The 21,186-nt window shown below is 40.3% G+C and carries 24 protein-coding genes; 4 read left to right on the top strand and 20 right to left on the bottom strand.

The window, feature by feature from the left end; all coding sequences use genetic code 11:
- Window positions 1–126 precede the first annotated feature (126 nt).
- Window positions 127–357, top strand: coding sequence for a hypothetical protein (locus ACYQ03_RS17820; RefSeq protein ID WP_459911310.1), 231 nt, complete (start codon window positions 127–129; stop codon window positions 355–357).
- A gap of 138 nt (window positions 358–495) precedes the next feature.
- The gene (locus ACYQ03_RS17815; protein ID WP_459911309.1) at window positions 496–951 is read left to right on the top strand and encodes a DUF441 domain-containing protein; all 456 of its coding nucleotides are present in this window, start codon (window positions 496–498) and stop codon (window positions 949–951) included.
- A 53-nt stretch (window positions 952–1,004) separates the two neighbouring features.
- Here the strand turns inward: ACYQ03_RS17815 and ACYQ03_RS17810 are convergent, their stop codons facing one another.
- From ACYQ03_RS17810 to ACYQ03_RS17800, 3 genes are all read right to left on the bottom strand, one after another.
- Window positions 1,005–1,295, bottom strand: a complete 291-nt coding sequence (locus ACYQ03_RS17810; RefSeq protein ID WP_459911308.1) for an alpha/beta-type small acid-soluble spore protein — start codon at window positions 1,293–1,295, stop codon at window positions 1,005–1,007.
- A 119-nt stretch (window positions 1,296–1,414) separates the two neighbouring features.
- Window positions 1,415–2,047 carry a stage II sporulation protein M gene (gene spoIIM / locus ACYQ03_RS17805; protein WP_459911307.1) on the bottom strand — a complete coding sequence of 211 codons (633 nt, stop codon included), beginning with the start codon at window positions 2,045–2,047 and terminating at the stop codon, window positions 1,415–1,417.
- A 116-nt stretch (window positions 2,048–2,163) separates the two neighbouring features.
- Window positions 2,164–2,832, bottom strand: a complete 669-nt coding sequence (locus tag ACYQ03_RS17800; RefSeq protein WP_459911306.1) for a hypothetical protein — start codon at window positions 2,830–2,832, stop codon at window positions 2,164–2,166.
- A gap of 99 nt (window positions 2,833–2,931) precedes the next feature.
- Here ACYQ03_RS17800 and ACYQ03_RS17795 point away from each other — a divergent pair, with 99 nt between their 5' ends.
- A complete protein-coding gene (locus ACYQ03_RS17795) occupies window positions 2,932–3,063 on the top strand; it encodes a hypothetical protein (RefSeq protein ID WP_459911305.1) in 132 nt (43 codons plus the stop codon).
- A 224-nt stretch (window positions 3,064–3,287) separates the two neighbouring features.
- On the opposite strand, the gene ACYQ03_RS17790 is transcribed toward ACYQ03_RS17795, so the two are convergent.
- From ACYQ03_RS17790 to steA, 7 genes are all read right to left on the bottom strand, one after another.
- Window positions 3,288–4,382 carry a DUF3866 family protein gene (locus ACYQ03_RS17790; protein WP_459911304.1) on the bottom strand — a complete coding sequence of 365 codons (1,095 nt, stop codon included), beginning with the start codon at window positions 4,380–4,382 and terminating at the stop codon, window positions 3,288–3,290.
- Window positions 4,383–4,613: 231 nt separating this feature from the next.
- Window positions 4,614–4,835 (bottom strand): ATP synthase subunit B family protein, encoded by a 222-nt coding sequence (locus tag ACYQ03_RS17785; protein ID WP_459911303.1) that lies wholly within the window; start codon window positions 4,833–4,835, stop codon window positions 4,614–4,616.
- Between the two features lie 64 nt (window positions 4,836–4,899).
- Window positions 4,900–6,030, bottom strand: coding sequence for a M20/M25/M40 family metallo-hydrolase (locus tag ACYQ03_RS17780; RefSeq protein WP_459911302.1), 1,131 nt, complete (start codon window positions 6,028–6,030; stop codon window positions 4,900–4,902).
- 135 nt (window positions 6,031–6,165) lie between these two features.
- The gene (locus ACYQ03_RS17775; RefSeq protein WP_459911301.1) at window positions 6,166–7,002 is read right to left on the bottom strand and encodes a hypothetical protein; all 837 of its coding nucleotides are present in this window, start codon (window positions 7,000–7,002) and stop codon (window positions 6,166–6,168) included.
- A 380-nt stretch (window positions 7,003–7,382) separates the two neighbouring features.
- Window positions 7,383–8,087, bottom strand: a complete 705-nt coding sequence (locus ACYQ03_RS17770) for a glycosyltransferase family 2 protein (RefSeq protein WP_459911300.1) — start codon at window positions 8,085–8,087, stop codon at window positions 7,383–7,385.
- Window positions 8,044–8,973: a copper transporter gene (locus ACYQ03_RS17765; RefSeq protein ID WP_459911299.1), complete on the bottom strand. Its 930-nt coding sequence runs from the start codon at window positions 8,971–8,973 to the stop codon at window positions 8,044–8,046. Before ACYQ03_RS17765 ends, ACYQ03_RS17770 begins: the two co-directional genes overlap by 44 nt.
- 11 nt (window positions 8,974–8,984) lie before the next feature.
- Window positions 8,985–10,106, bottom strand: coding sequence for a putative cytokinetic ring protein SteA (gene steA, locus ACYQ03_RS17760; RefSeq protein ID WP_459911427.1), 1,122 nt, complete (start codon window positions 10,104–10,106; stop codon window positions 8,985–8,987).
- 303 nt (window positions 10,107–10,409) lie between these two features.
- Between steA and ACYQ03_RS17755 the strand changes: the two genes are divergently transcribed.
- Window positions 10,410–10,934: a CBO0543 family protein gene (locus tag ACYQ03_RS17755; RefSeq protein ID WP_459911298.1), complete on the top strand. Its 525-nt coding sequence runs from the start codon at window positions 10,410–10,412 to the stop codon at window positions 10,932–10,934.
- Window positions 10,935–11,062: 128 nt separating this feature from the next.
- On the opposite strand, the gene ACYQ03_RS17750 is transcribed toward ACYQ03_RS17755, so the two are convergent.
- From ACYQ03_RS17750 to dxs, 10 genes are all read right to left on the bottom strand, one after another.
- Window positions 11,063–11,422: a hypothetical protein gene (locus tag ACYQ03_RS17750; protein WP_459911297.1), complete on the bottom strand. Its 360-nt coding sequence runs from the start codon at window positions 11,420–11,422 to the stop codon at window positions 11,063–11,065.
- 259 nt (window positions 11,423–11,681) lie between these two features.
- Window positions 11,682–12,452, bottom strand: a complete 771-nt coding sequence (gene spo0A, locus ACYQ03_RS17745; protein WP_459911296.1) for a sporulation transcription factor Spo0A — start codon at window positions 12,450–12,452, stop codon at window positions 11,682–11,684.
- Window positions 12,453–12,621: 169 nt separating this feature from the next.
- The gene (spoIVB, locus tag ACYQ03_RS17740; protein ID WP_459911295.1) at window positions 12,622–13,974 is read right to left on the bottom strand and encodes a SpoIVB peptidase; all 1,353 of its coding nucleotides are present in this window, start codon (window positions 13,972–13,974) and stop codon (window positions 12,622–12,624) included.
- A 282-nt stretch (window positions 13,975–14,256) separates the two neighbouring features.
- Window positions 14,257–15,951 (bottom strand): DNA repair protein RecN, encoded by a 1,695-nt coding sequence (gene recN, locus ACYQ03_RS17735; protein ID WP_459911294.1) that lies wholly within the window; start codon window positions 15,949–15,951, stop codon window positions 14,257–14,259.
- A gap of 6 nt (window positions 15,952–15,957) precedes the next feature.
- Window positions 15,958–16,416, bottom strand: coding sequence for an arginine repressor (argR, locus tag ACYQ03_RS17730; RefSeq protein ID WP_459911293.1), 459 nt, complete (start codon window positions 16,414–16,416; stop codon window positions 15,958–15,960).
- Window positions 16,406–16,990, bottom strand: a complete 585-nt coding sequence (mnmM, locus tag ACYQ03_RS17725) for a tRNA 5-(aminomethyl)-2-thiouridylate-methyltransferase MnmM (RefSeq protein ID WP_459911292.1) — start codon at window positions 16,988–16,990, stop codon at window positions 16,406–16,408. The genes argR and mnmM overlap by 11 nt, the downstream gene beginning before the upstream one ends.
- A complete protein-coding gene (locus ACYQ03_RS17720; protein WP_459911291.1) occupies window positions 16,983–17,849 on the bottom strand; it encodes an NAD(+)/NADH kinase in 867 nt (288 codons plus the stop codon). The genes mnmM and ACYQ03_RS17720 overlap by 8 nt, the downstream gene beginning before the upstream one ends.
- Window positions 17,846–18,373: a hypothetical protein gene (locus tag ACYQ03_RS17715; RefSeq protein ID WP_459911290.1), complete on the bottom strand. Its 528-nt coding sequence runs from the start codon at window positions 18,371–18,373 to the stop codon at window positions 17,846–17,848. Before ACYQ03_RS17715 ends, ACYQ03_RS17720 begins: the two co-directional genes overlap by 4 nt.
- A 30-nt stretch (window positions 18,374–18,403) precedes the next feature.
- On the bottom strand, window positions 18,404–19,207 hold the full coding sequence (locus ACYQ03_RS17710; RefSeq protein ID WP_459911289.1) for a TlyA family RNA methyltransferase: 804 nt from the start codon (window positions 19,205–19,207) through the stop codon (window positions 18,404–18,406).
- Between the two features lie 64 nt (window positions 19,208–19,271).
- On the bottom strand, window positions 19,272–21,182 hold the full coding sequence (gene dxs / locus ACYQ03_RS17705; protein WP_459911288.1) for a 1-deoxy-D-xylulose-5-phosphate synthase: 1,911 nt from the start codon (window positions 21,180–21,182) through the stop codon (window positions 19,272–19,274).
- Window positions 21,183–21,186: the final 4 nt, after the last annotated feature.

The raw sequence follows: 21,186 nt of genomic DNA, 5'->3' as shown, positions 1-21,186 counted from the left end.
TTATTATGAAATTATGCAATAATGGGTAGTTTTAGACTATTTACAACTTTGGACATTTGGTAAGTCACAAAACCATTGACCTAGTCATACCTTGGTATAAAATAGAAAAAGACCGGAGGTGCCCCTATGGATCAAAATCAAGATCGTTTTTTGGATGCCCAAAGTCCATATACTCTTTTTTTAATTTTAATATTATTAATTTTAGGTACAGAAAAAGATCTGGAAAGCCATTTGGACAATGCTAGAAACTTAATTTTGGAAACAAAGCGGTCCATAGAAAATATTCGTGGTGGCTATCAAACCATGCACACCAGTTTGATGTCTTTTCATACACAACTAATGAACTTACAAAAATAATAGGCCCTTCTGGGGGTCTATTTTTTTAAATCGAGATAAAGTTTTGCTTGCCAACAAAGTTTTCTAAGCATATACAACACTTAAAACGGCATAGGATCTCTTAGATGGATAAAAATGGTTTATAGGGGGAGAAAGCTAATGCAAAGGGCCAATGTTATCTTATTAGTATTAATATTAATGGGCTTTTTTGCAGAATCTACACTACTAGCTACTGCAGGTTGTATATTATTGGTCCTAAGATTAAGTAAATTAAACCGATTGATGGTAATCTTGGAAAGAAGAGGTTTGGAAGTCGGTTTGATTTTTTTAATGTTGTCGGTTTTAGTTCCTCTGGCCCACGACAACATTATCTATAGGGACCTAGTTGAAAAAACTATTTCTCCCCAAGGATTGTTAGCCTTAATTGGAGGTGCTTTGGCCACCCATATGAATGGGGAAGGTCTTAAATTACTAAAATTAGATCCTCAACTTATCTTTGGCATGGTGATGGGATCCATCTTGGGAATAGTTTTCTTAGGCGGTATCCCCATTGGTCCTCTTATGGCAGCTGGCCTAACCGCTCTTTTTTTAGAAGCTTTTTACTGGTTTAAATAAGATAAGGTTCCGCCTTCTCATGGTTGGCTGGAACCTTATTGGTTACACGTATATTATTCTGTTATTAAATACCTATTTTTATAGTGCCAGGCTAATACTGCCTCCGCAAAGGCGACCATTTTTTTGGTCATACCACCACCCACTTCACCATTAAGCCGGCTGGGTAGTTCTCCTTTGTCTATTTTATCATAATTTGGTATCCCCAACTCCGCGGCCATTTCATTTCTAAATTCTGCTAGAGCTGGTTTTACATAGGGAACCAATTCTTTAGGAACTAAACCTGAAAAAGCTGTACTTCTAATAAGATCATACGGCACATCTACCCGGGTCAATTCCTTCGACATGTCGTCTCCCTCCTAGAAATTTGGCTTTTAAAAAAATTAGCATTCCCTTTGTCATTAAATATTATGCCCCGTACAAGAAAGAGTTATGTTTAAAACATTTTTCTTTTAAAAAACAGCTTTTACATTTTTATAAAATTTGCAGCAGCCTTAATTAATTCTGGAGTAATAAAGGCTTCCACTAGACCTGCAGCAGCAGATATGCTACAGACAATTAACATCAAGACATGATACCCAATGAGTCCAGACATAACTGGTAACTTTGAATTGCCAAACCTCTTGATAAGTAACCAGGAAAATGATAGTGCTGCTACACTTGCTAAAAAAATTGCCGGGATTAGCAAGATGTTCTGAGGGGCCACTGAGCTTAAGGTAAGAATAATCCCTTCACCAGCCTTTTCTCTGGTTAAGAAAGCCACGGTAAAACCTAATGAATAACCCCGGGCAAATAAGAGTGCTAAGATAGCAGGGGTACCAATTACGGTCAATCCAAGAAAGTATATAATACCAATAAATAATAAATTATTGAAAATAGTATTTTTCACAACCTGAGGTCGATCTATGATCACGTTACTGGCCTTGTTAACAAAATCATCTAGGTATTGTGAAAGTTGTCCGGATGTATCAACCTGCAGGGCATGGACACCTAAGGAACCAAAAAACATACCTGTGGCCAAGGTTATAAAGGCCAAAAAATAAATTGGCCAACTGTTGCGAAGGGAAGACTTACATAATTTTTTAAATGTCCTTGCCAAACCAACACCCCCGCTATGTCCATCTCTCTTGAGGTTTCTGTACATATTTATGCGGGTCTGTCTGGTAATTAGTACTTAGATTAAGAAAACCCTGGCTATTACCAGGGTAAACATAATTATCTAGATAAAAAACCTACTTCTATGATTTTTTTCATAATATACTCTGCGGCAAGTACATCTTCCATGGAATTAGCACTGGCAGCAACAACACAAATCCCTGTGTTATGTTTTACAGCAGCTTCTATAGCCCTCTGCGCCGCAGCCATGGCCGGAGCAGACCCTCTTTTTTTCATTGTCCTAGCCACAGTTCCGGTGATAACCTCAGGTGCTCCTGCGGTAAGGGCAGCATCATAGGCAACTCCTCCTGTTCCTGTGGCAGCTACTACAATACTACCGGTTAGACTACAAATTTTAGGTGTTTCTGCCCCAAGATTTGGAATGATAGAAGTTACTTTTGCACCTCCTTGACGAACACCCTCCAGAAAGCGTGCAGCGTTTTGGGATCGGTCCGCATCGGAACCAATCCTGGGTTCCGTTATTAATACTACACTGCTAGCTGCTTCTAAAGCCAGTCTAGCTGCTCTTCTACCAATTGCTTCTGGGTTCAGGCTGACTGGTGGTTTTGCCGTATCTGGGCTTGCCCCCAGTACTGCCAAAGCTCCGGCATCAATGGCTGCTTCTAAAGTTGTAGACATATCAATAATATCCACAACCATTACCACCATTCCCTCCCGGGCTGCCTTTGCCGCTCCACTGGCATTGGCACTCAGGGTGAGTAATTTCATAAAAAACTCCCTTCAATCGTCAATTAAACTTACCTCATGTGGTACATAAAGCAAGTACTCTTTTCATATACTGTCCCATAAATATTAGGAGGTACCAACATGTCACAACTTTATGTTTATTCAGACCGAATTTATTTCCTCTGTAAGGCCAGGGATTTATGTAAACTAATTCAAGAATACGCCAAGGAATATGGAACAGTAAAAAATCTGATTCATGCAAAGCTGAATTGATTTGTGCTTTTAACATCATGGCCTACAGTTAGAAACAGCGGTTAGCTAAAAGACTTAGCCGTCAGCCATCAGCTTTTTTGCATGCCCAACTTAGGGTTCTTTTAGGGTCTCGTGCCGTGTGCCATGGGCCATAAGCTAAAGACCATGCACAGAAAAGCCCAAGGCCCATGGCCCACGGCTCAAGGCCACCTTCAAAATGCTAACAGCTAATAGCCAAAGGCTATCTAAAGTTGACGGCTGATGGCTGAAGGCTGATGGCTAAAATAAACCCCTGCTGCGCCAGCGGCCAGGAAAAACTCGGGATCTTGCTCTACGGAACGGCCCATGGTTGTAACCTTGATACCGTATTGTTGTAATGCTTCCAGAGCAGGGGTAGCATCAATAATGGCTACATCATGTTTCTGGCTAATTGTACTGTCTTCAAGCTGTTTGAGAATTAATGCCATCTTGTCTGGCTCAAGTTTTGGTAATACAACGGTGGACTTGGTCAAAGCAATTTTTCCCAGACTTGTCCGGGTATGATGGCTTAAACCACAGTGTCGCTCACGGTTATCAGCAAAGCTGATTCTGGGAATTGCAATGGGCTTCCCACCGAGGATATTTATGGCATTAATAATTTCACCCTGTTCAACCCCGGTAAAGCCATAGCGTGAGCCAGTACCCACAATGCCTGGCCCCATGGCCACAATGATTACATCAGCTTTAGCCACTGCTTTACAGGCCAATAAGCCCGTATAAATATTAATTGCTTCTAAGTCTCCCCCAAAGGCATGACCACAGGTAATGGTTGTATCGATGAGACCCTTGTTTTTAAGCTCCCTGACCATTTTGGACAAACTGATGGGTAAAGCAGCCCCATCAGTCATTAAATAAGCAACCCTCACTGCGCTATTAGTCAACTTCTTGATGGCAGCTGACACAGGAGCAATCATGCTGTGAAGTGTACCGATTATAACCGGAGTTCCCTCCAAGGACTCGACCTGTTGCATTACATCTGCATAGGGGCTGTCCGGCTCTTCTACAGCAAGGATCTTGACCTGACAGGGGCTGTAGCGCAGTTTCATGATATGTCCTTCTTCAGGGACATCTCGATCAGTTTGGGATAAATTCCCCATAACAAAATGAGCACCTCCGGTGCCCAACTTCTTATAAACAGCGGTGGTATTTAATAAAACCTCATCCCCAGCCTTAACTGGTCCAGTAAGGTTATCATAATTAATAGCCTTTTCTCTGTTGCCCTCCACCGACACCCAAAGTTCAGTAATGCCGGGTCTACAGGAGATAATCTCCTTGGCCACGCCCCTTCGGATACGAATCAAAACAAAGTCCCCCTTGACTGAGGATTTATGTAAACTAATTAGTCACCCTACATTACATATTATTGACAGATTATTTCTTTGCTAACCAGCCATAGGCACTACTTAAACTTATTCAACAATGGTGTCAGGCACCAATGTTGAATAAGTCTGAGACACCTTTTTAGTTATTTTGGGAGACTCCCCCTGTAAGCTTTGCTAACGTGATCTCCTCCCTAACGGGCTTAACATGCTCTATTGTTTCTGATCTAACTTCTTAGCAATATTTTGCATATTTTTTTTAATATCCTGAATATCTTCTTCTATTTTTTCAAGTCGACTGTTTTCTGGGTTTACCCTTCCAGTGCGCCGGACAACTTTGATGATAACTACACTCAGGGTGACAAACAGTAAAATTAATATTAAAAAATTAAACATTTGAGCCAGCAGGGTTGCATTAAAACCCATACTTTCCATATAATCACTCCCTTTAGCATTTAGCTTTTGTTTTAACTAAAGGCTAATGGCTAACTGCTAATAGCTATACAATTTCCTGAGTCACTTTGATAATTTCCACAATAAATTTAGCATTCTGGATCAAGTGTTCCTCGGTAATAAATTCTTCTGTTGTGTGCACCTTGGACATCCCAATACCAAGATTGGCACAGGCAATGCCCTTACCGTTAAAGACATTGGCATCACTGCCGCCCCCTGTCTGGGCCAGATGTGGTTTTAGGTCAACACTTTCAGCTGCTTTTAAAGCAATACGTACGGGTAATGAATCCGCAGCTAAATTAATGTGGTCATATTGCTTAAGCACATTGAAATCTACGCTGGTACCGAATTTAGCAGCCGCTTTAACAAATTCCTCTTCCATGTGATCAATTTGGGCCTTGGCCTTGACGGGATTTAGGCTTCTAGCTTCTCCTTCTACAGTCACTTTATCTGGAACAATATTAGTTGCTAGACCACCGGAAATAGCACCTATGTTAGCAGTTGTCTCTTCATCAATACGTCCCAGCCTTACATTTGCAATGGCATGGGAAGCTACGACAATAGCATTGATACCTTGTTCTGGGGCAATCCCTGCATGGGCTGCTTTACCCTTTACAGTAGCTGTAAAACTATATTGGGTAGGAGCCTTAATAATGATCTCGCCTGGAGCTCCACCACTGTCTAAAACAAAACCCAATTTTGCTTGAAGCAAATTATAGTCTAATCCCTTAGCACCGACCAGTCCCATTTCTTCGGCTATGGTAAAAGCTACCTGAATACCTCCATGCTGTAACTGGTTTTCCTTAATCACCCTGAGGGCCTCCAGTATAGCCACAATTCCTGCCTTATCGTCTGAACCTAAAATCGTATTACCGGAAGAAATTATTTTGCCATTTTCTCTTCTAGGCTGAACACCCTTTCCAGGTTTAACTGTATCCATATGGGCAGATAACAATAAAAGCGGTCCATTTCCCCCATTGCCCGGTAAAGTACCTATAATGTTACCTGTAGTCTGACCAACTTCAATAAAAGAACCGGCATTATCTTCCCTTACCTCAAGCCCCAGATCCTTTAGTCTAGCTTTTAGTAAATCTGCAAGCTGACGTTCCGCACCAGATTCACTATCCACCTGCACTAATTCTATAAACTCATCAATAATTCGATTTTCATTTACCAAAGAGGACACCTCCATATTTTACTACCACTGTCAACCAAATTAATATATCGGGAAACTAAAGTCAAGCCAGAAAGCATTAAGAGACAAATCCTGACTCATTCGGTCCCTTCGGTAGGCCAAAAAACCAGTCAGGCATTATTGATTTCGCCCAAGCTGGTCTAAATAATTAAGCATTTTGTTCTTTTCAATGATTTTTGTTAAGCTATACTTTTCTGTAAATATATGAAAAGCAATTAATAGTATTAAATAGCCCATTTTTAGATTCTCAGGCAAAACCAGCACAGATGTAATACCAATTGTGGCACCCAAGGCATTGGAACCGGTATCACCCATCATGGCCCGGGCCTTTAGGTCACTGGGCAGGTATGCTAATAGTGCACCTGCAGTAATAACACACCATACTAAGTGAGATGAAGACCAACTAATTAAACCCAGTATTACCCCCGCTAATAAAAAGCCCTTGCCAGCTCTACCAGGTCTAAGGTCCAACAGATTAATAGCATTAACAGATAAGGCAACAACAAGGGTATTAACAATAATTTCCTGCCAATGATTACTAATGTTTATTGCCACCACCAAGGACATAATGCCCCCAACAACGAGTTTTAAGCCACCGGTGGTTAACTCTCCCCGTAGCATCTTCTTTAAGTGTCCCCTAAGACCACTATCCGCCCTGGAACCAAAAATGTCGTCTGTCATACCCAGTAAAGTCATTGAGCCGAGGACAAATAAATATAGTAATCCACCAATTTGATAAATATCACGGTTGACAAATATTAATAAGCCAGTTGGCAAAATAGCACTTAAAAAAAATACCAAGCCTACTCCAACTGGTATCTGATCCCCCCGAAAATTAGGCCGAACATATCCCGCCTCAGTTATCAGTCTTAAAATACTTGGTAGGATCATCCTTGCAATTATATAAGAAATTACAATAGAAAGAAGTAAGTGGAAATATATTTGTTGATTCATGTATACCTCACTACCGGTAATCCTTCAGCCGTCAGCTTTCGATAATTTTTGGAGTGGCCTTGTGTTTTTTGGAAAGACCAACCCGCCGAATTAGTAAGTGCTATCGTTATCCCCCTGAGCGACTTTGGCGGAGGGCCGATAATAACTCTTGACGAGTGGAGGGTGAAATCGGGGGGCGCGCTCAAGGACGAGCGCGCAGCCTTAGCTGAGACAGGACGTCGAATCTAAGGCGACCCCGATTTCACCCGGAACGAGTCTTAGAGTTATCGGCATGGAGCTCAGGAGCGAACGGGGGATAACGATAGCACCCCCCGCTGGTGCAATATATTTTGTATAGTTATTAGTAGTATATATTTGGATTATATCCATAAAAATATAATTTATTTCAAGCTTCTTGGGGTAAAGCCGTATTTTAATAGGCATCCAGTAAGAACCCTTGCTACGTGAACAAATTGTTTCCCCCGGTGCATGAAACCCTTTAAATCTCTCCCGGTTTCAGAATGGGACATTTGGGTAGGGACCTCAAGAACCCTAAAGCCAGCCCTTGCTACCTTAATGGTTAAGGCTACTTCAACACCATAACCAGATGCAAAGGGAATAACTGTTTCCAGTACACGTCTTGTCATTACCCTTTGACCTGACAAGGGAGCACTGCTTTCTAGGCCTGTAAAGTAACGAATACCAGACTGGGCCAAATTTTTGACCAGACCAAAGCCACCCTTCCTTTGGGCCCGGGGAAATTGAGCAATAGTCATATCAGCAACATTATTTAATATAGGTAAAATAAGAGCCCTTGCCTCGCTAGAACTTTTTCCTAAATCGCCATCTAAAAGGGCCACTATATCCCCAGTAGCCTTTGCAACGCCTTGATTTAGTGCTCCACCTTTACCCATATTCTGCATCAACCTAATTACAGTAGCTCCAGCCTGCACTGCGAGCTTCGAGGTCTCGTCCGTAGATGCATCATCTATAACAATGATTTCCGATACCTCAGGAATTTTTCGAATTCCTTTCACAGTATCGGAAATCTTATCCTTTTCATTATGGGCGGGTATTACCACTGACACTTTGACCTGACTGGCCACTTCCTACACCTCCAGTTGATTCAAAGGTTGGTAGTAACTGTTTGGCAGTGGGCTTTACCCCATAATGTCCTGGTTTCCCTGCAATGGCCATTACGAGGGCCAATTGGCCGGGAACCGTTTCAACGTTATCCACCGTACTAACTCTCTTTTTCTGATAAGCCTTCATATAGGAAAAACTTACATTTGTTTCTTCAACACCAAAAACCGGAAGTTTTTGTTGAAGAAAATAGTCAATCATGGAGTAGTCCAAAACCTCTGTCTTCACTAACAATTGATCTTGGCTCCCGCCAATGAATATTATGCCGTCTACTGGCACACCATAATCTCCGGACAACTTAAGCAAATCAACCTGAGCTAAGGTATTTAACATAGCCTGTTTTTCACCGGTTAAAATACCCCTAGCAGTTTCTGTAGACAGGTGTCTTATAAGTTCCTCATCGTTAGCTTCTTTTAGGTTTAATTCATTGACGAGACGGTCTTTTCTTCCGTCCAATTCAAAGCCCTCTAGCACTGTTGTTACGGACTGTACAGTAGCACCGGCCATAGTTAGGGTGCTAATTAAGTCATCACGGAAGCCATAACTATTGGTCTCTATGATGGCCAAACGCTTACCAGCTAATTTCCCAGCCACCAGAGGGGGTAGTACCTGCTTCTCAAATTGTTTTTGAATATTATTATCAATTTCGAGGTTATTGGCCCTAGCTTGCACAGCTTCATTCTTTTCTCTTAGTTCTTCCAGTTGAACCTCTAAACGATCAGCCAATTGTTTTTGACGTTCAACAATACCCTCATTACCTAACACAGCACTACCTACCAAAATACCTATACCCAAAGCAATAAAAACAGCCACCAATGAAGCAATATGGTAGCGATAATCAATAATCAAAGGACTTCCTCCTAAATTCCAAAAATTAAGCGTACATTTAGTACCAGTAAACGAAACAGCTCCCTGGTGGGTGGCGCCATGGCAATAACCACTGCCAACGGAACAAGTCCGGCCAATAATATTTGACCAACGTATTTCATTTTAACTCGGCTCTTATAAAGTTGGCTAACTCCTTTGGCATCTACTAATATATCACCAACTTTTAAGCGCACTAAAAAGGTACTGGCCATGCCTTTGCGACCTTTCTCCAAAAAGTCTAACATGTTCGAATGTGTACCCACTGCTACGATTAGTTCGGTACCCTTTTCATACGCTAACATCATCGCAATATCTTCACTGGTTCCAGGGGCTGGGAAAACTTTGGCCGCTAGACCGAGGTTATTTATTCTTTCCATCCCCGGTGCTCTGCCGTCAGGATAGGCATGAACCACTAGCTCCGCACCACTGCAAAGTGCCCTGTCTGTGGTACTATCCATATCACCGATAATTAAATCAGGCTTATAACCAAATTCTAGTAACGCATCAGCCCCCCCATCTACACCAATTAATATGGGGTGAAGTTCATCAATGTAGGATTTAATGGCGTTTAAGTCCTGTTTATAATTGTGTCCCCGTACAACAATAAGGGTATGCCTACCTTTAAAGGTTGTATTCACTTCGGGAATACGTAATCCACCACAAACGAAATCCACTTCATTTTTTGCATAATCCAAAGTATTATGAATAAAGCGGGATAATACACGATCCATACGGCTTCGGGATTGCTCCATGTGTTCTTTAACTTGGTGAAGTGATAAAGTAGTTCCCTTGGCTAAAACTTCTCTACCTAGATAGACAACCTCATCCCTAATTTCCAATTCAACACCATCTTGAACCTTTTCCATGATATCTTTACCAACATTATCAATAATGGGAATGCCAGCCTCAAGAAGTGTTACTGGACCTAGGTTTGGGTAATCATCGCTTAATGATGGTACAGCATTTATAACAGCCTTAACCTTTGCTGCTATTAACGAATCTGCTGCTACTTTGTCCAATTCATGATGACATATTACTGCAATTTCATTGGCATGAATTCTTTTAGCTAGATCTTTTGTTCTTTTATCTACCCGGGCGATTGATCTTATATGCACTTGCACAAATCACCACCTTAACACCTTCATTCTAATGTTATAAAATAGTTAAGTCAAGTACAGTCCAAATTTTTATTCTAACATTTAACTGGTATGTTATAATTTTACAATTTATATTAATATTTTATTATTTCCTTATCATTAGCTTATCCATTGATAAGTTTAACAATCTAATTAATTTATTGGAATAATCAGTTATACATACAAAAAACCCCTAATCAATTTCGTGTGTAGAAATTATTCGGGTATGAAAAATATTTAGATGTGGAATTATTATATATCATATTATTAGGAGATTTAATAATGCAGATTGCAATCCTAATAACCATAGTATTGTTAGCATGGAAATATTCTGATTGGAAGAACTGGAAACAGTACCATTGCACAATGCTCTTTGTTGCTCTGGGTAACCTGTTATATCATACCATTTGTGCTAGTTACTTTCTGTGGAGGATTCAACCACATGAGTTTAGTAACTATACATTTACTGGACTCATATATACCTTTATTATATTTCCTTTAACAACTCTAATATTTTTATCAAATTACCCAACAGAGCTAAAACCCCAGATTTTTCACATATCTAAATATATTCTTATTTATTTAGTTGTTGAATGGATTGGTTTAAAATTTCATACAATCACTTATTATAATAGATGGAATTTAGGTTGGTCAGCTCTCTTTCTTTGTGCAATGTTTCCAATAATTCGTGTACACTATAAAAACCCTCTATTAGCATACATACTGTCAGCAGTTGTTGTGGTTTTCATCGTGATATATTTTAATATCCCTATAGATATACCTATTGAAGAAAGAAAGTTTCCTTAGGTATCTAAGGAGAAAAAACACCCCTTTTCATTGGTTCTCAAAGACCAATAAGTAAGCGGTGTTAGTTGGTTTAATTTAAAATTAATGGACAAAAAAACTATCTAATAACTAGCTGGTTACAGGTTATTTTAACTAATGGATTCTTCCTGATTTAAGAGTTCTGCAAAATATCTTTCTAAGTCTTGTAAATAACCAAATTCACACTTGCATGGAAACATATTAATACCTGTCTTCTGGGCCAATGATTGATAAAAACCTGCCCATGGAGTTAATTCTCCAGGTAAAACATATGCTTCAATTTTATTATCCTGTTTAATTGTCACAATGGGAATCATATCTTGACCTTTTGGCATTAACCCTAATGAAAGTACTTCTACTACTAGTCCTTTTTCTTCAGTAGATTGTAAGATAGGAATAATTAATTTCGGTTGTTTGCTAATATCCATAAATATTTTAGCACCTTGTTGATTCACTATAAAATCTGCCATTTTTATCACCTCATTTGATAATTTTTGACATTTGGAGATATATCCCTTTATTATAGTTTTGAATTTTGTTATAAATTTTTCCCTGAAAAATAGTCATAAAAATACACCCCTTATATTTGTTGGTTTTGCTCAAACAAATAAATAAGTGGTGTTAGTTAAGATTATCAAAAGCAAAAATTCCTTGGTTTAAATTGCACTTTCATATTTATTTTCTAGCTATTGGTTGCTTTACCATTAAAAAAGCTTTGAATTTACTGACTTAACTTACTTTACTCTCTATTCTCAATTTATCTGCTACCATGGCGATGAATTCAGAGTTGGTTGGCTTGCCACGTTCAAGGTTAATGGTGTAGCCAAAGAACTTTGTCATCATTTCGATATTACCGCGATCCCAAGCAAGTTCGATGGCATGACGAATTGCTCTTTCTACACGACTAGGTGTGGTTTGATATTTTTGAGCGATCATAGGGTAAAGTTCCTTCGTAACTGCTCCTAACAAATTAACGTCATTGATGACACATAGGATAGCTTCTCGTAAATAATGATATCCTTTAATGTGGGCAGGAACTCCCATTTCGTGAATAATATTAGTTACTGCAACATCGAGATTACGAGGTTTACTGGGAGAGATATACTGGGCCACCGCTACTCCATCGGCCAGTTGCCGAATTCTGGTTGCTAATACAGCAAAGTCAAAGGGTTTTAATATATAATAGTCTGCTCCAAGTTCCACGGCCCGAGAAGTTACACTTTCTTGACCAAAGGCAGTTAACATAATTACTTTTGGTTTATGGGTAACAGAGCCAGTAGATATTTTCTCCAAAACTCCAATACCATCTAGATGAGGCATAATTATATCTAAAACCATAACGTCTGGTGCTTGGGAATTAATTATTTCCAAAGCCTCCAAGCCATTATTGGCAATGCCTACTAGTGAAAAGTCGTCTTGCTGATTGATAAATTCTTTAAGCAATTCACAGAAATCTTTGTTATCATCAGCAATTAATACTTTTATAGCCTTTCTCATCATAATTTAAAACCCCGCCTCCTATTTTTTCTCTTTATTTTCTATATATTGGAATCTACTTCTGATGCTCTTTTAGTTTCGACAGGCGGGGTATAAACTCCTTCTTAAAAAGGTAAATTTTTACTTTTTTGATTAAAATACCTTGATTCGACAGAAAAATGGTTGAATTCTGTTATTTTCTTTGTTTTAAGCAGGCGATTATACCTCTATCGTCATTTTGTTCGTTTTTTCTTGCACCCACATGTTTTAAAATGGTATTGGAATTATACAACATCCATTCTGCCAAGACCCCGTAACCCCGTGCAGGGTCGTTAACAAAAACATGTGTAACTGCTCCAATCAGCTTATTGTCTTGGATTATAGGGCTTCCTGACATTCCTTGGATGATCCCTCCGGTTTTCGCAAGTAGCCTAGGATCATTAATTTTAATGATCATCCCTTTACCTTCTGCTTTGCCATTAGGCATAACTTGCTGCACCTCAATACTAAATTTTTCAATTTTATTTCCTTTTATGACTGTGTATATTTCTGCTGGTCCTTCTTTAATTTCCGAAGCCATTGCTACAGGAATGGCTTTTTTACTATAAATGTTTTTAGGGTCTTTGTCTAGCCTACCAAAAATGCCACAATTGGTATTTCTAGTTATATTCCCAGTTATTTCTTCCTCCGCCCTAAATACCCCTAGCTTTTCACCGGGATGTCCCTTTTTTCCCATTCTAATTCCTTCTATATTTGCCCCTACAACTTTACCACTGTTGAGATTGATAGGTTGACAGGTATCAATATCGGTAATGATATGTCCAAGGGCACCATAGGACCTTGTTTCTGGATGGTAGAAAGTCATTGTTCCTACTCCAGCTGTACTGTCCCTAACAAACAAACCCACCCGGTATCGTTTTGTTTCGTTGCAGAATATAGGTGTTACAGTTGTATTATAGGGCTTGTTTGAATTTTTGCTTATTAAAACCATTTTTAGGGGTTTTCCAGACTGACCTAGGTTATTAATTAGATCCCTAACCTGCCCCTCTGTTTCTACCCTCTGGCCATTGATTTGTATTAATATATCTCCCAGTTCGACACCCGCATCGGCAGCAGGGTTATGACGCTTTCCCTTATCATCTATAATTGAGGACCTACCAACAACCATAACACCTTCTGTATCCACCATGATTCCAATAGCTTGGCCTCCAGGTATTACTTTAACCTCTGGCACCACACTGACCATCATTTGTCGAACAGGAATTAAGCCAAATAATTTCACCTCTACCCTAAGGTCACCTGGTTTTGCTGCAACCGGTGCAGTTTCTCCTAAATAAAATGTTGAAGGTTTTAAACCATCTATTTCAAATTTAAATTGATTTGTAAAAAAAGTGGGTAAATTAAGTTCAAGATTAATCTTTTCTCCCACTAAGACTCGCTGGTGTAACGGTATGTTTTGTAAAAACTGAAATGGTAGCTGTAAACAAAGGCCCAAGAATATAATCACCAGTAATAATGCTGGTACTTTCTGTTTCCGGTAGTCCAAGTACAGCCCCTCCTTTTATTTTTACTAATAACTTTTTATGATCACCCCCGTTTATAAGGAATCAATGGAAAATAAAGATATTAAGAAAAAACATTAAAAATTCTTTGTGAGATTAAGATAACCTCTTAAAAAAGCTTTTACTCATGGCTTTTTTGCCGTAAATTGCCGAATTCAATAAAATCACCCCATGAGATGCTTTTTGAAAGTTTTGTTTACTTTTCCGTTTCCAATAAAAAAACAAAAACGACCGCAATTGCAGCCGTTCTCAGCTATTAGCTAAAATTATTTTTTATAACTAGCAGACATTTTTAACATTTGTGATGCATGATCCTTGACAATATCCGTTATTTCGCGTCCTGCCAGCATTCTAGAAATTTCCTCTACTCTGCCTGCTTGATCTAATCTCTCCACTGAAGTTTTTGTATGGCCATTAACAACTGATTTACTGATTAGATAATGAGTGTCAGCAAAACATGCTACCTGGGCTCCATGGGTTACACATATGACCTGCCTATTTTCTCCAATTAGTGCCAATTTTTCTCCAATAGCCTGTAAAGCTTTACCACCCACTCCTGTGTCAATTTCATCAAAGATAAGGGTAGGTACTTCATCCACTCCAGATAAAAGTACCTTTAATGCTAACATAATTCTGGAGAGTTCACCACCGGAGGCAATCTTTTGCAAGGGTCTTAAAGGTTCACCAGGATTGGGAGCAATAAGAAACTCTACCTCTTCCACCCCCTGTGCTCTAATCCCAGTTTGTTTTTCCATCCCTACTCGGAAATCAAGACCAGCCATCTCTAAATGTTTTAATTCCTGTGCCACTTGATCCTCTAACCTTTTAGCAGCTTCCCGGCGTAGTTTGGTAAGTTCCTTAGTATATCGATGCCATTGTTGCTCTAATTCTTTGATTGTTCCTTTAAGTTCCTCTGCATGTTTCGTGCTGTTAGATAACTGATTTATTTCTGTCAATGCCGCTTCTTTGAATTCAATTATTTCTTTTATAGAAGAACCATATTTATATTTTAGTTGTTTGATTAAAGAGAGTCTGTTTTCAATATCATCTAAACGCTCAGGATTAAATTCTAATTGATCACGATAGGAGGATATTTCCCGAGACACATCTTCCAACTGATATAGAGCTGCATCTAAATTCTCCTGTAAACTGGCTATACCGTTATCAATTTCCACCAGTTCCTTTAGGCTAGCAGCAGCTTTACCCACAGTATCCACTGCTGGAGTTACTACGGACTCACCTCCGTAGAGATAGTCATAGATTTCCCCACTTAGGCGTAAAATTCTCTCTGCATTAACTAATAGTCGCCGTTCAGCAATAAGTTCTTCTTCTTCATCTTCTACTAGGTTTGCCTTCTCTATTTCTTTTGTTTGAAAGGTTAACATATCCAGCCTGCGAGCAATTTCCCTGGCACTTGTTTCCAGTTCATTGGCCTGTGCGGTGGCTTGCCTCCATTGTTTGTAAAGTTCACTAACTTTATGTAACTGATTAAGGACATCTTGACCACCTAATCTGTCCAGCAGCCAGCGGTGCTTTTCCTGATTTAAGAGAGATTGCTGCTCATGCTGGCCCAGCATATCAATTAAGCCGCTGCCGACTTCTCTGTAAACCCCTAAGTTAATGATTCTTCCATTAACTCTGCAAGCATTCTTACCACTACGACTTAATTCTCGGGCAAGGATTAGTAAATTATCCTCTTCGTAATCAATTCCTACATCTTCTAGTTTTTGTTTTAACCAAGGTATTTCTGAAATGTCAAAGGTAGCCTGTACAGTGGCTTTATCTCTACCGGCCCGGATAAAATCCACTGATGCCCTGCTGCCTAAGGCAACTTGTAGGGCATCAATGAGCATTGACTTACCCGCTCCTGTTTCCCCTGTAATCACATTTAAGCCGCGATCAAAATTTACCTCGACATCATCAATGAGTGCAAAACTCTTTATATATAGTGATTGGAGCACAGATAACTACCCCCTTGCTAATTCAAGGAACCTCTGCACAACCTCTGGTGTAGCCTCTTTTGGTTTTACAATAACAAGTATGGTGTCATCCCCGGCCACTGTCCCAATAATTTGCGGCCAATGGGCATGATCTATGGCTGATGCCATCCCCTGGGCTTCCCCAGGTGGTGTCTTAATAATAATTAGGTTTTCACTGGAATTAATATCGCTAAGTGACAAGCGAACTAAACGTTTTAACCTGTCTTCGCCGCCTCTTCTAATCATTGGTTCCTCGGGAGAAGCATAATAAGAAGTGTTATTCTCCCCTGGTATTTTGATCAAACTTAGTTCTTTGATATCTCTGGATACTGTTGCCTGGGTTACTTCAAAGCCCTCGGCCCGAAGGGCAGCGGCTAACTCTTCCTGGGTTTCAATGGGTCTTTCTCTTACTAATTCAAGTATTTTAGCTTGTCTTCTAGTTTTCACTTTTTTCCGCCACCTTCTCAATAAATATAACCCCTGGTGCTGAGGGAGGACGGTTAATTAGGGTCATTTTTAAAACCTTAAATTTAAGTGGATTTAACTTAGAAACCATATATTCAACAGATTCTTGTTCCAGTTTCCCTCCAGGGTGTCCAGGATAAACAACAATAACCATTCTACCCCCAGAAACAAGTAAATCAAGTGTATCTTCGACGGCCCTTAAGGTTGTTTGGGTTTCCGTAATAATTTCGTGATTTCCCCCTGGCAGATAACCTAGATTGTAGATTGCCGCCCGAATAGGATGTTCAATATACCGCCGCACATTCTGATGTCCGTCCTGGATTAGTTCTACCCGCTGATCTAGAGATCCGTGTGACACTAATCTTTCCCTGGTCCTTTGAACAGCCTGCTCCTGTATATCAAAGGCATAAACTTTCCCTTGGGGTCCTACCCTTTGGGCAAGGAATAAAGTATCATGACCATTGCCCATTGTTCCATCTATGGCAGCATCACCCTGACTTAAAACCTCTCCTAAAAATTCGTGCCCGATTCTGGCTACCGTAAACCAATTACTCAAGTCCGCTCTGCCACTCCTTTAATTTCTCCCTAAGAACTTTAAAAAATCCTGTTCTTTCAATTTTTAAGAATCGGGCTTTAATGGGTGCCTTTCTAACAATGATTCTGTCCGCTGCCTTCAAAGCTACGCCATATTGTCCGTCCAAATTTAGTCCCACATCATCAACACAGGGTAACACTTGTATTTCAACGTTACTTTCCGGTGATATGACAATGGGGCGGCTTGCCAAGGAATGGGGACAAATGGGAGTGATTAATATTGCCTCCATATCCGGTGATATGATGGGTCCTCCTGCTGAGAGAGAATAGGCAGTGGAACCAGTAGGACTGGCTATAATAGCACCATCTGCAGCAAAATTACCTGCAAATTCATCATTAACCAAAATATTTAATTGAACCATGCGAAAAGAGGCGCCTTTAGATACTACAGCGTCATTCAAGCATAGGGATTTTTCGATAACTTTACCACCACGTACTACACTGGCTTCAAGCATCATTCTTTCCTCAATGTAATAATGTCCAGCAATTAAGGCTTGCAGCTTTTCCCTAAGATCAGGAATATCTATTTCTGTTAAAAAGCCAAGACGCCCCAAATTAACACCGAATATTGGGGTACCAGTTGATGCTGTTTGTCTGGCACAGTTCAATAGTGTCCCATCACCACCCCAAACCATAATACAATCACAATGATTACCAAGGTCTCGGGTGGGCATACCTTGTTCAGGACACCCCATTAATGTGGCACTTTCCTCATTATATAAAACCTTTATCTGCTGCTCAGCCAGCCAAGAAATAACCTCCCTAACTGGTTTTGATATTTCGCCCTTACTGCTGTTGACCACCAGTCCGATGGTGTTCAACTGATAGTTCCCCCTTTAAGTAAAATATAGGTGAAGACTATTCCCATACAAAAGGAGATGATATAAGGTACGGGATTAAATCCCTTTGGGGAAGGAAAATCAATTTCAAATTCAAGCCTATATAACTTTTGGTTATCCATGTCTAGAACCAGAACCCCATCAGGCCGGTAAACTAAAAAATACTCCAACAATTGCCTTCTAATGTCCGGCGAAACCGGTTTTTGGGCTGTTTCACCTGTTTTTACATCCACCACGAATATTTGTTTTCCTTTTTGTACTATTAGGTCAGCTTTGATATGACTTTTATAGGGTTTTCCATTTACCTTTGTAACTACTGGAACCCGCTCCTGTACAGCCAGTACAGTATAACCCTCTGACTCTAAATATTTTCTGGCAGCAATTTCTGCCTTACCTGCTTTAAGTACTCTTCTTCTAGCAATATAGGATTGTCCTTGTTTAAGAAAATTATAGATGATTATAGCTCCAAGAATAACCCCAATAATAAGAAAGTCGCCTGGAAGCAAGAGAACACCTCCAACAGCTCCATTTGGTGACTACAGGGTACCATGGGACCGTGCCACAATTTCGTGCACCTTAGGATCACTGCACGTTCCCTGATGTCCCTTGAGGAAGTATAGTAAGTACTCAATGTTCCCTTCGGGCCCACGTACTGGGGAGTAGTCCAGACCTGACACCTGCCACCCTAAGTTATTAACAATCCCCAGTATCTTTTCAATTACTTCCACATGGACAGCCGGGTCACGAACCACTCCCTTTTTGCCTACCCGCTCCCTACCTGCCTCAAATTGCGGCTTGATCAAAGCAACTCCTTCGGCAACGGCTTCAGTTAGGAGGTCTACCCGGGGCAGTACTAGGGCTAAGGAAATGAAGGAAACATCAATGGTGGCAAAACTGGGCCGTTCCTGCAAGGCTTCAGGCTCTAGATACCTAACGTTGGTACGCTCCAGGCTAATCACCTTTGGATTGGAGCGAAGCTTCCAGTCCAGTTGTCCATAGCCCACATCAACAGCATAGACTAAGCGAGCCCCATTTTGCAAAGCACAATCTGTAAACCCACCAGTAGATGCACCTATGTCAATAACCACTCGATCTTCTAAATGAATATCGAATTCCTTGATAGCCTTTTCCAGCTTTAAGCCACCACGGCTAACATAGGGCAACTTGTTGCCATGTACTTGCACCTTGACCTCTGCTTTAACTGGATACCCAGGTTTATCAACCCGTTCCCCATCAACAAAAACAAGCCCGGCCATCACCGCGGCGCGGGCCTTTTCCCTACTCGGAAAAAAACCATTGTTTACGAGATAGACATCTAAACGTTCTCTGGTAACAGCCAAATTAAATAGCCTCCAACGTTTTTCATATACTAATTTTTTTATTTACTAATTTTTCATAGACCTTCTACCTTTTGATAATGGCCTTTAACGAACGGATTTTCATGGTTTGTACATCACTGTTGCGAACTACATTGGTAATTCCTTCGGCAGTCAAGCCATAATTAGCCCTTAATATCTCTTGTGTTCCATGCTCTACAAATTCATCTGGAATACCCATTCTTTTAACTTTAATATCTGTAAGATTAGATAACTCAAATAGTTCAAGAACAGCACTACCGAACCCACCGGCAAGGACATTTTCTTCTATGGTTACTACATGCTTTATCCTTTGGGCATATTTTAAGATCAGTTCATGATCCAAGGGTTTCGCATAGCGCGCATTAATCACCGTAGCTTCAATACCTTGGTCACTTAAACTCTCCGCCGCCGTTAATGCTTCCTGTACCATATTGCCAATGGCCAGCAAAAGAACATCCGTTCCTTCTCTTACAACCTCAGCTTTGCCAATGGGAATGGTTTGTAAATCCTTATCTATAGAAATCCCTAAACCATTGCCCCGGGGATATCTCACTACAACAGGACCATCATTGTCTATGGCAGTTTTCAGCATGTGGCACAATTCATTTTCATCCTTAGGGGACATAATTATTAAGTTAGGTACATTCCTTAAGAAGGACAGGTCAAAAACGCCGTGATGAGTAGGACCATCGTCGCCAACCAGACCTCCCCTGTCTAAGGCGAAGGTAACTGGTAAGTTTTGCATGCAAACATCATGTAAGACCTGATCATAGGCCCTTTGCATAAAAGTTGAATAAATGGCTGCCACAGGCCTATATCCCGTCGCTGCCATTCCTGCGGCCAAGGTAATGGCATGTTGTTCCGCAATACCTACATCAAAGTATCTATTAGGAAACTCCTTAGCAAAAAAGTTTAGTCCTGTGCCACTGGGCATAGCTGCAGTTATTCCTATTATTCTTTCATCCTCTTGGGCCAGCTTAACAAGGGTTTTACCAAAGACTTCAGTATAACTAGGAGGTCCGTCTACTTTGTTTATCGTACCAGTCTCTGGATCAAAGGGACCTACCCCATGAAAACGATCTGGGTTTTCCTCAGCGGGCTGATATCCTTTGCCTTTTCTGGTTATTACATGCACCAAAACCGGGCCGCTAACAGTCTTTGCCTGCTGCAGCAAGGTAATAACAGACTTGATGTCATGGCCATCAACTGGCCCTAGGTAAGTAAAACCAAGTTCTTCAAACAACATCCCAGGAACCACCAGGTATTTTAAACTATCCTTTAATCGATCAGCTAATTTAAGCAGCTTGGAACCATGGGGTATTTTTTGTAAAAGATCTGAAATCTCATCTTTACCCTTAGAATATTTAGGGTCTGTTCTGATCCGACTTAAATATCCTGACAAAGCCCCCACATTAGGAGCAATAGACATTTCGTTATCATTTAAGACAACTATCATATTCTTTCTTAGGTGACCAGCATGATTCATGGCTTCAAAGGCCATACCTCCTGTCATAGATCCATCACCTATAACGGCAACAACAGAGTAATTTTCACCCTTTAAGTCCCTAGTTAAAGCCATACCTAGGGCTGCTGATATAGAGGTGCTGCTATGACCAGTGGCAAAGGCATCATGGATACTTTCCATGGGTTTAGGGAAGCCGCTGATACCTCCATATTGACGTAAGGTTGGAAACTGGGCTAAACGACCAGTCAGCAATTTATGTACATAACTCTGGTGTCCGACGTCCCAAATTAGTCGGTCCTGGGAAGTATCAAATACCCAATGTAAAGCAAGGGTAAGCTCCACTACCCCTAAGTTAGGTGCCAAATGGCCACCTGTCTCTGAAACAGTTTTAATGATGGCCTCTCTGATTTCAGAAGCTAAGTATTGTAACTGTTTCATATTTAAGTTTTTTAAATCTTTAGGACTTATAATATTTTTTAGTAAAGAGTTCAATACA

The organism is Desulfotomaculum defluvii, from assembly GCF_054657375.1.
Note: the sequence above shows the minus strand (reverse complement) of the source record. Positions and strands in the feature narration are given on the sequence as shown.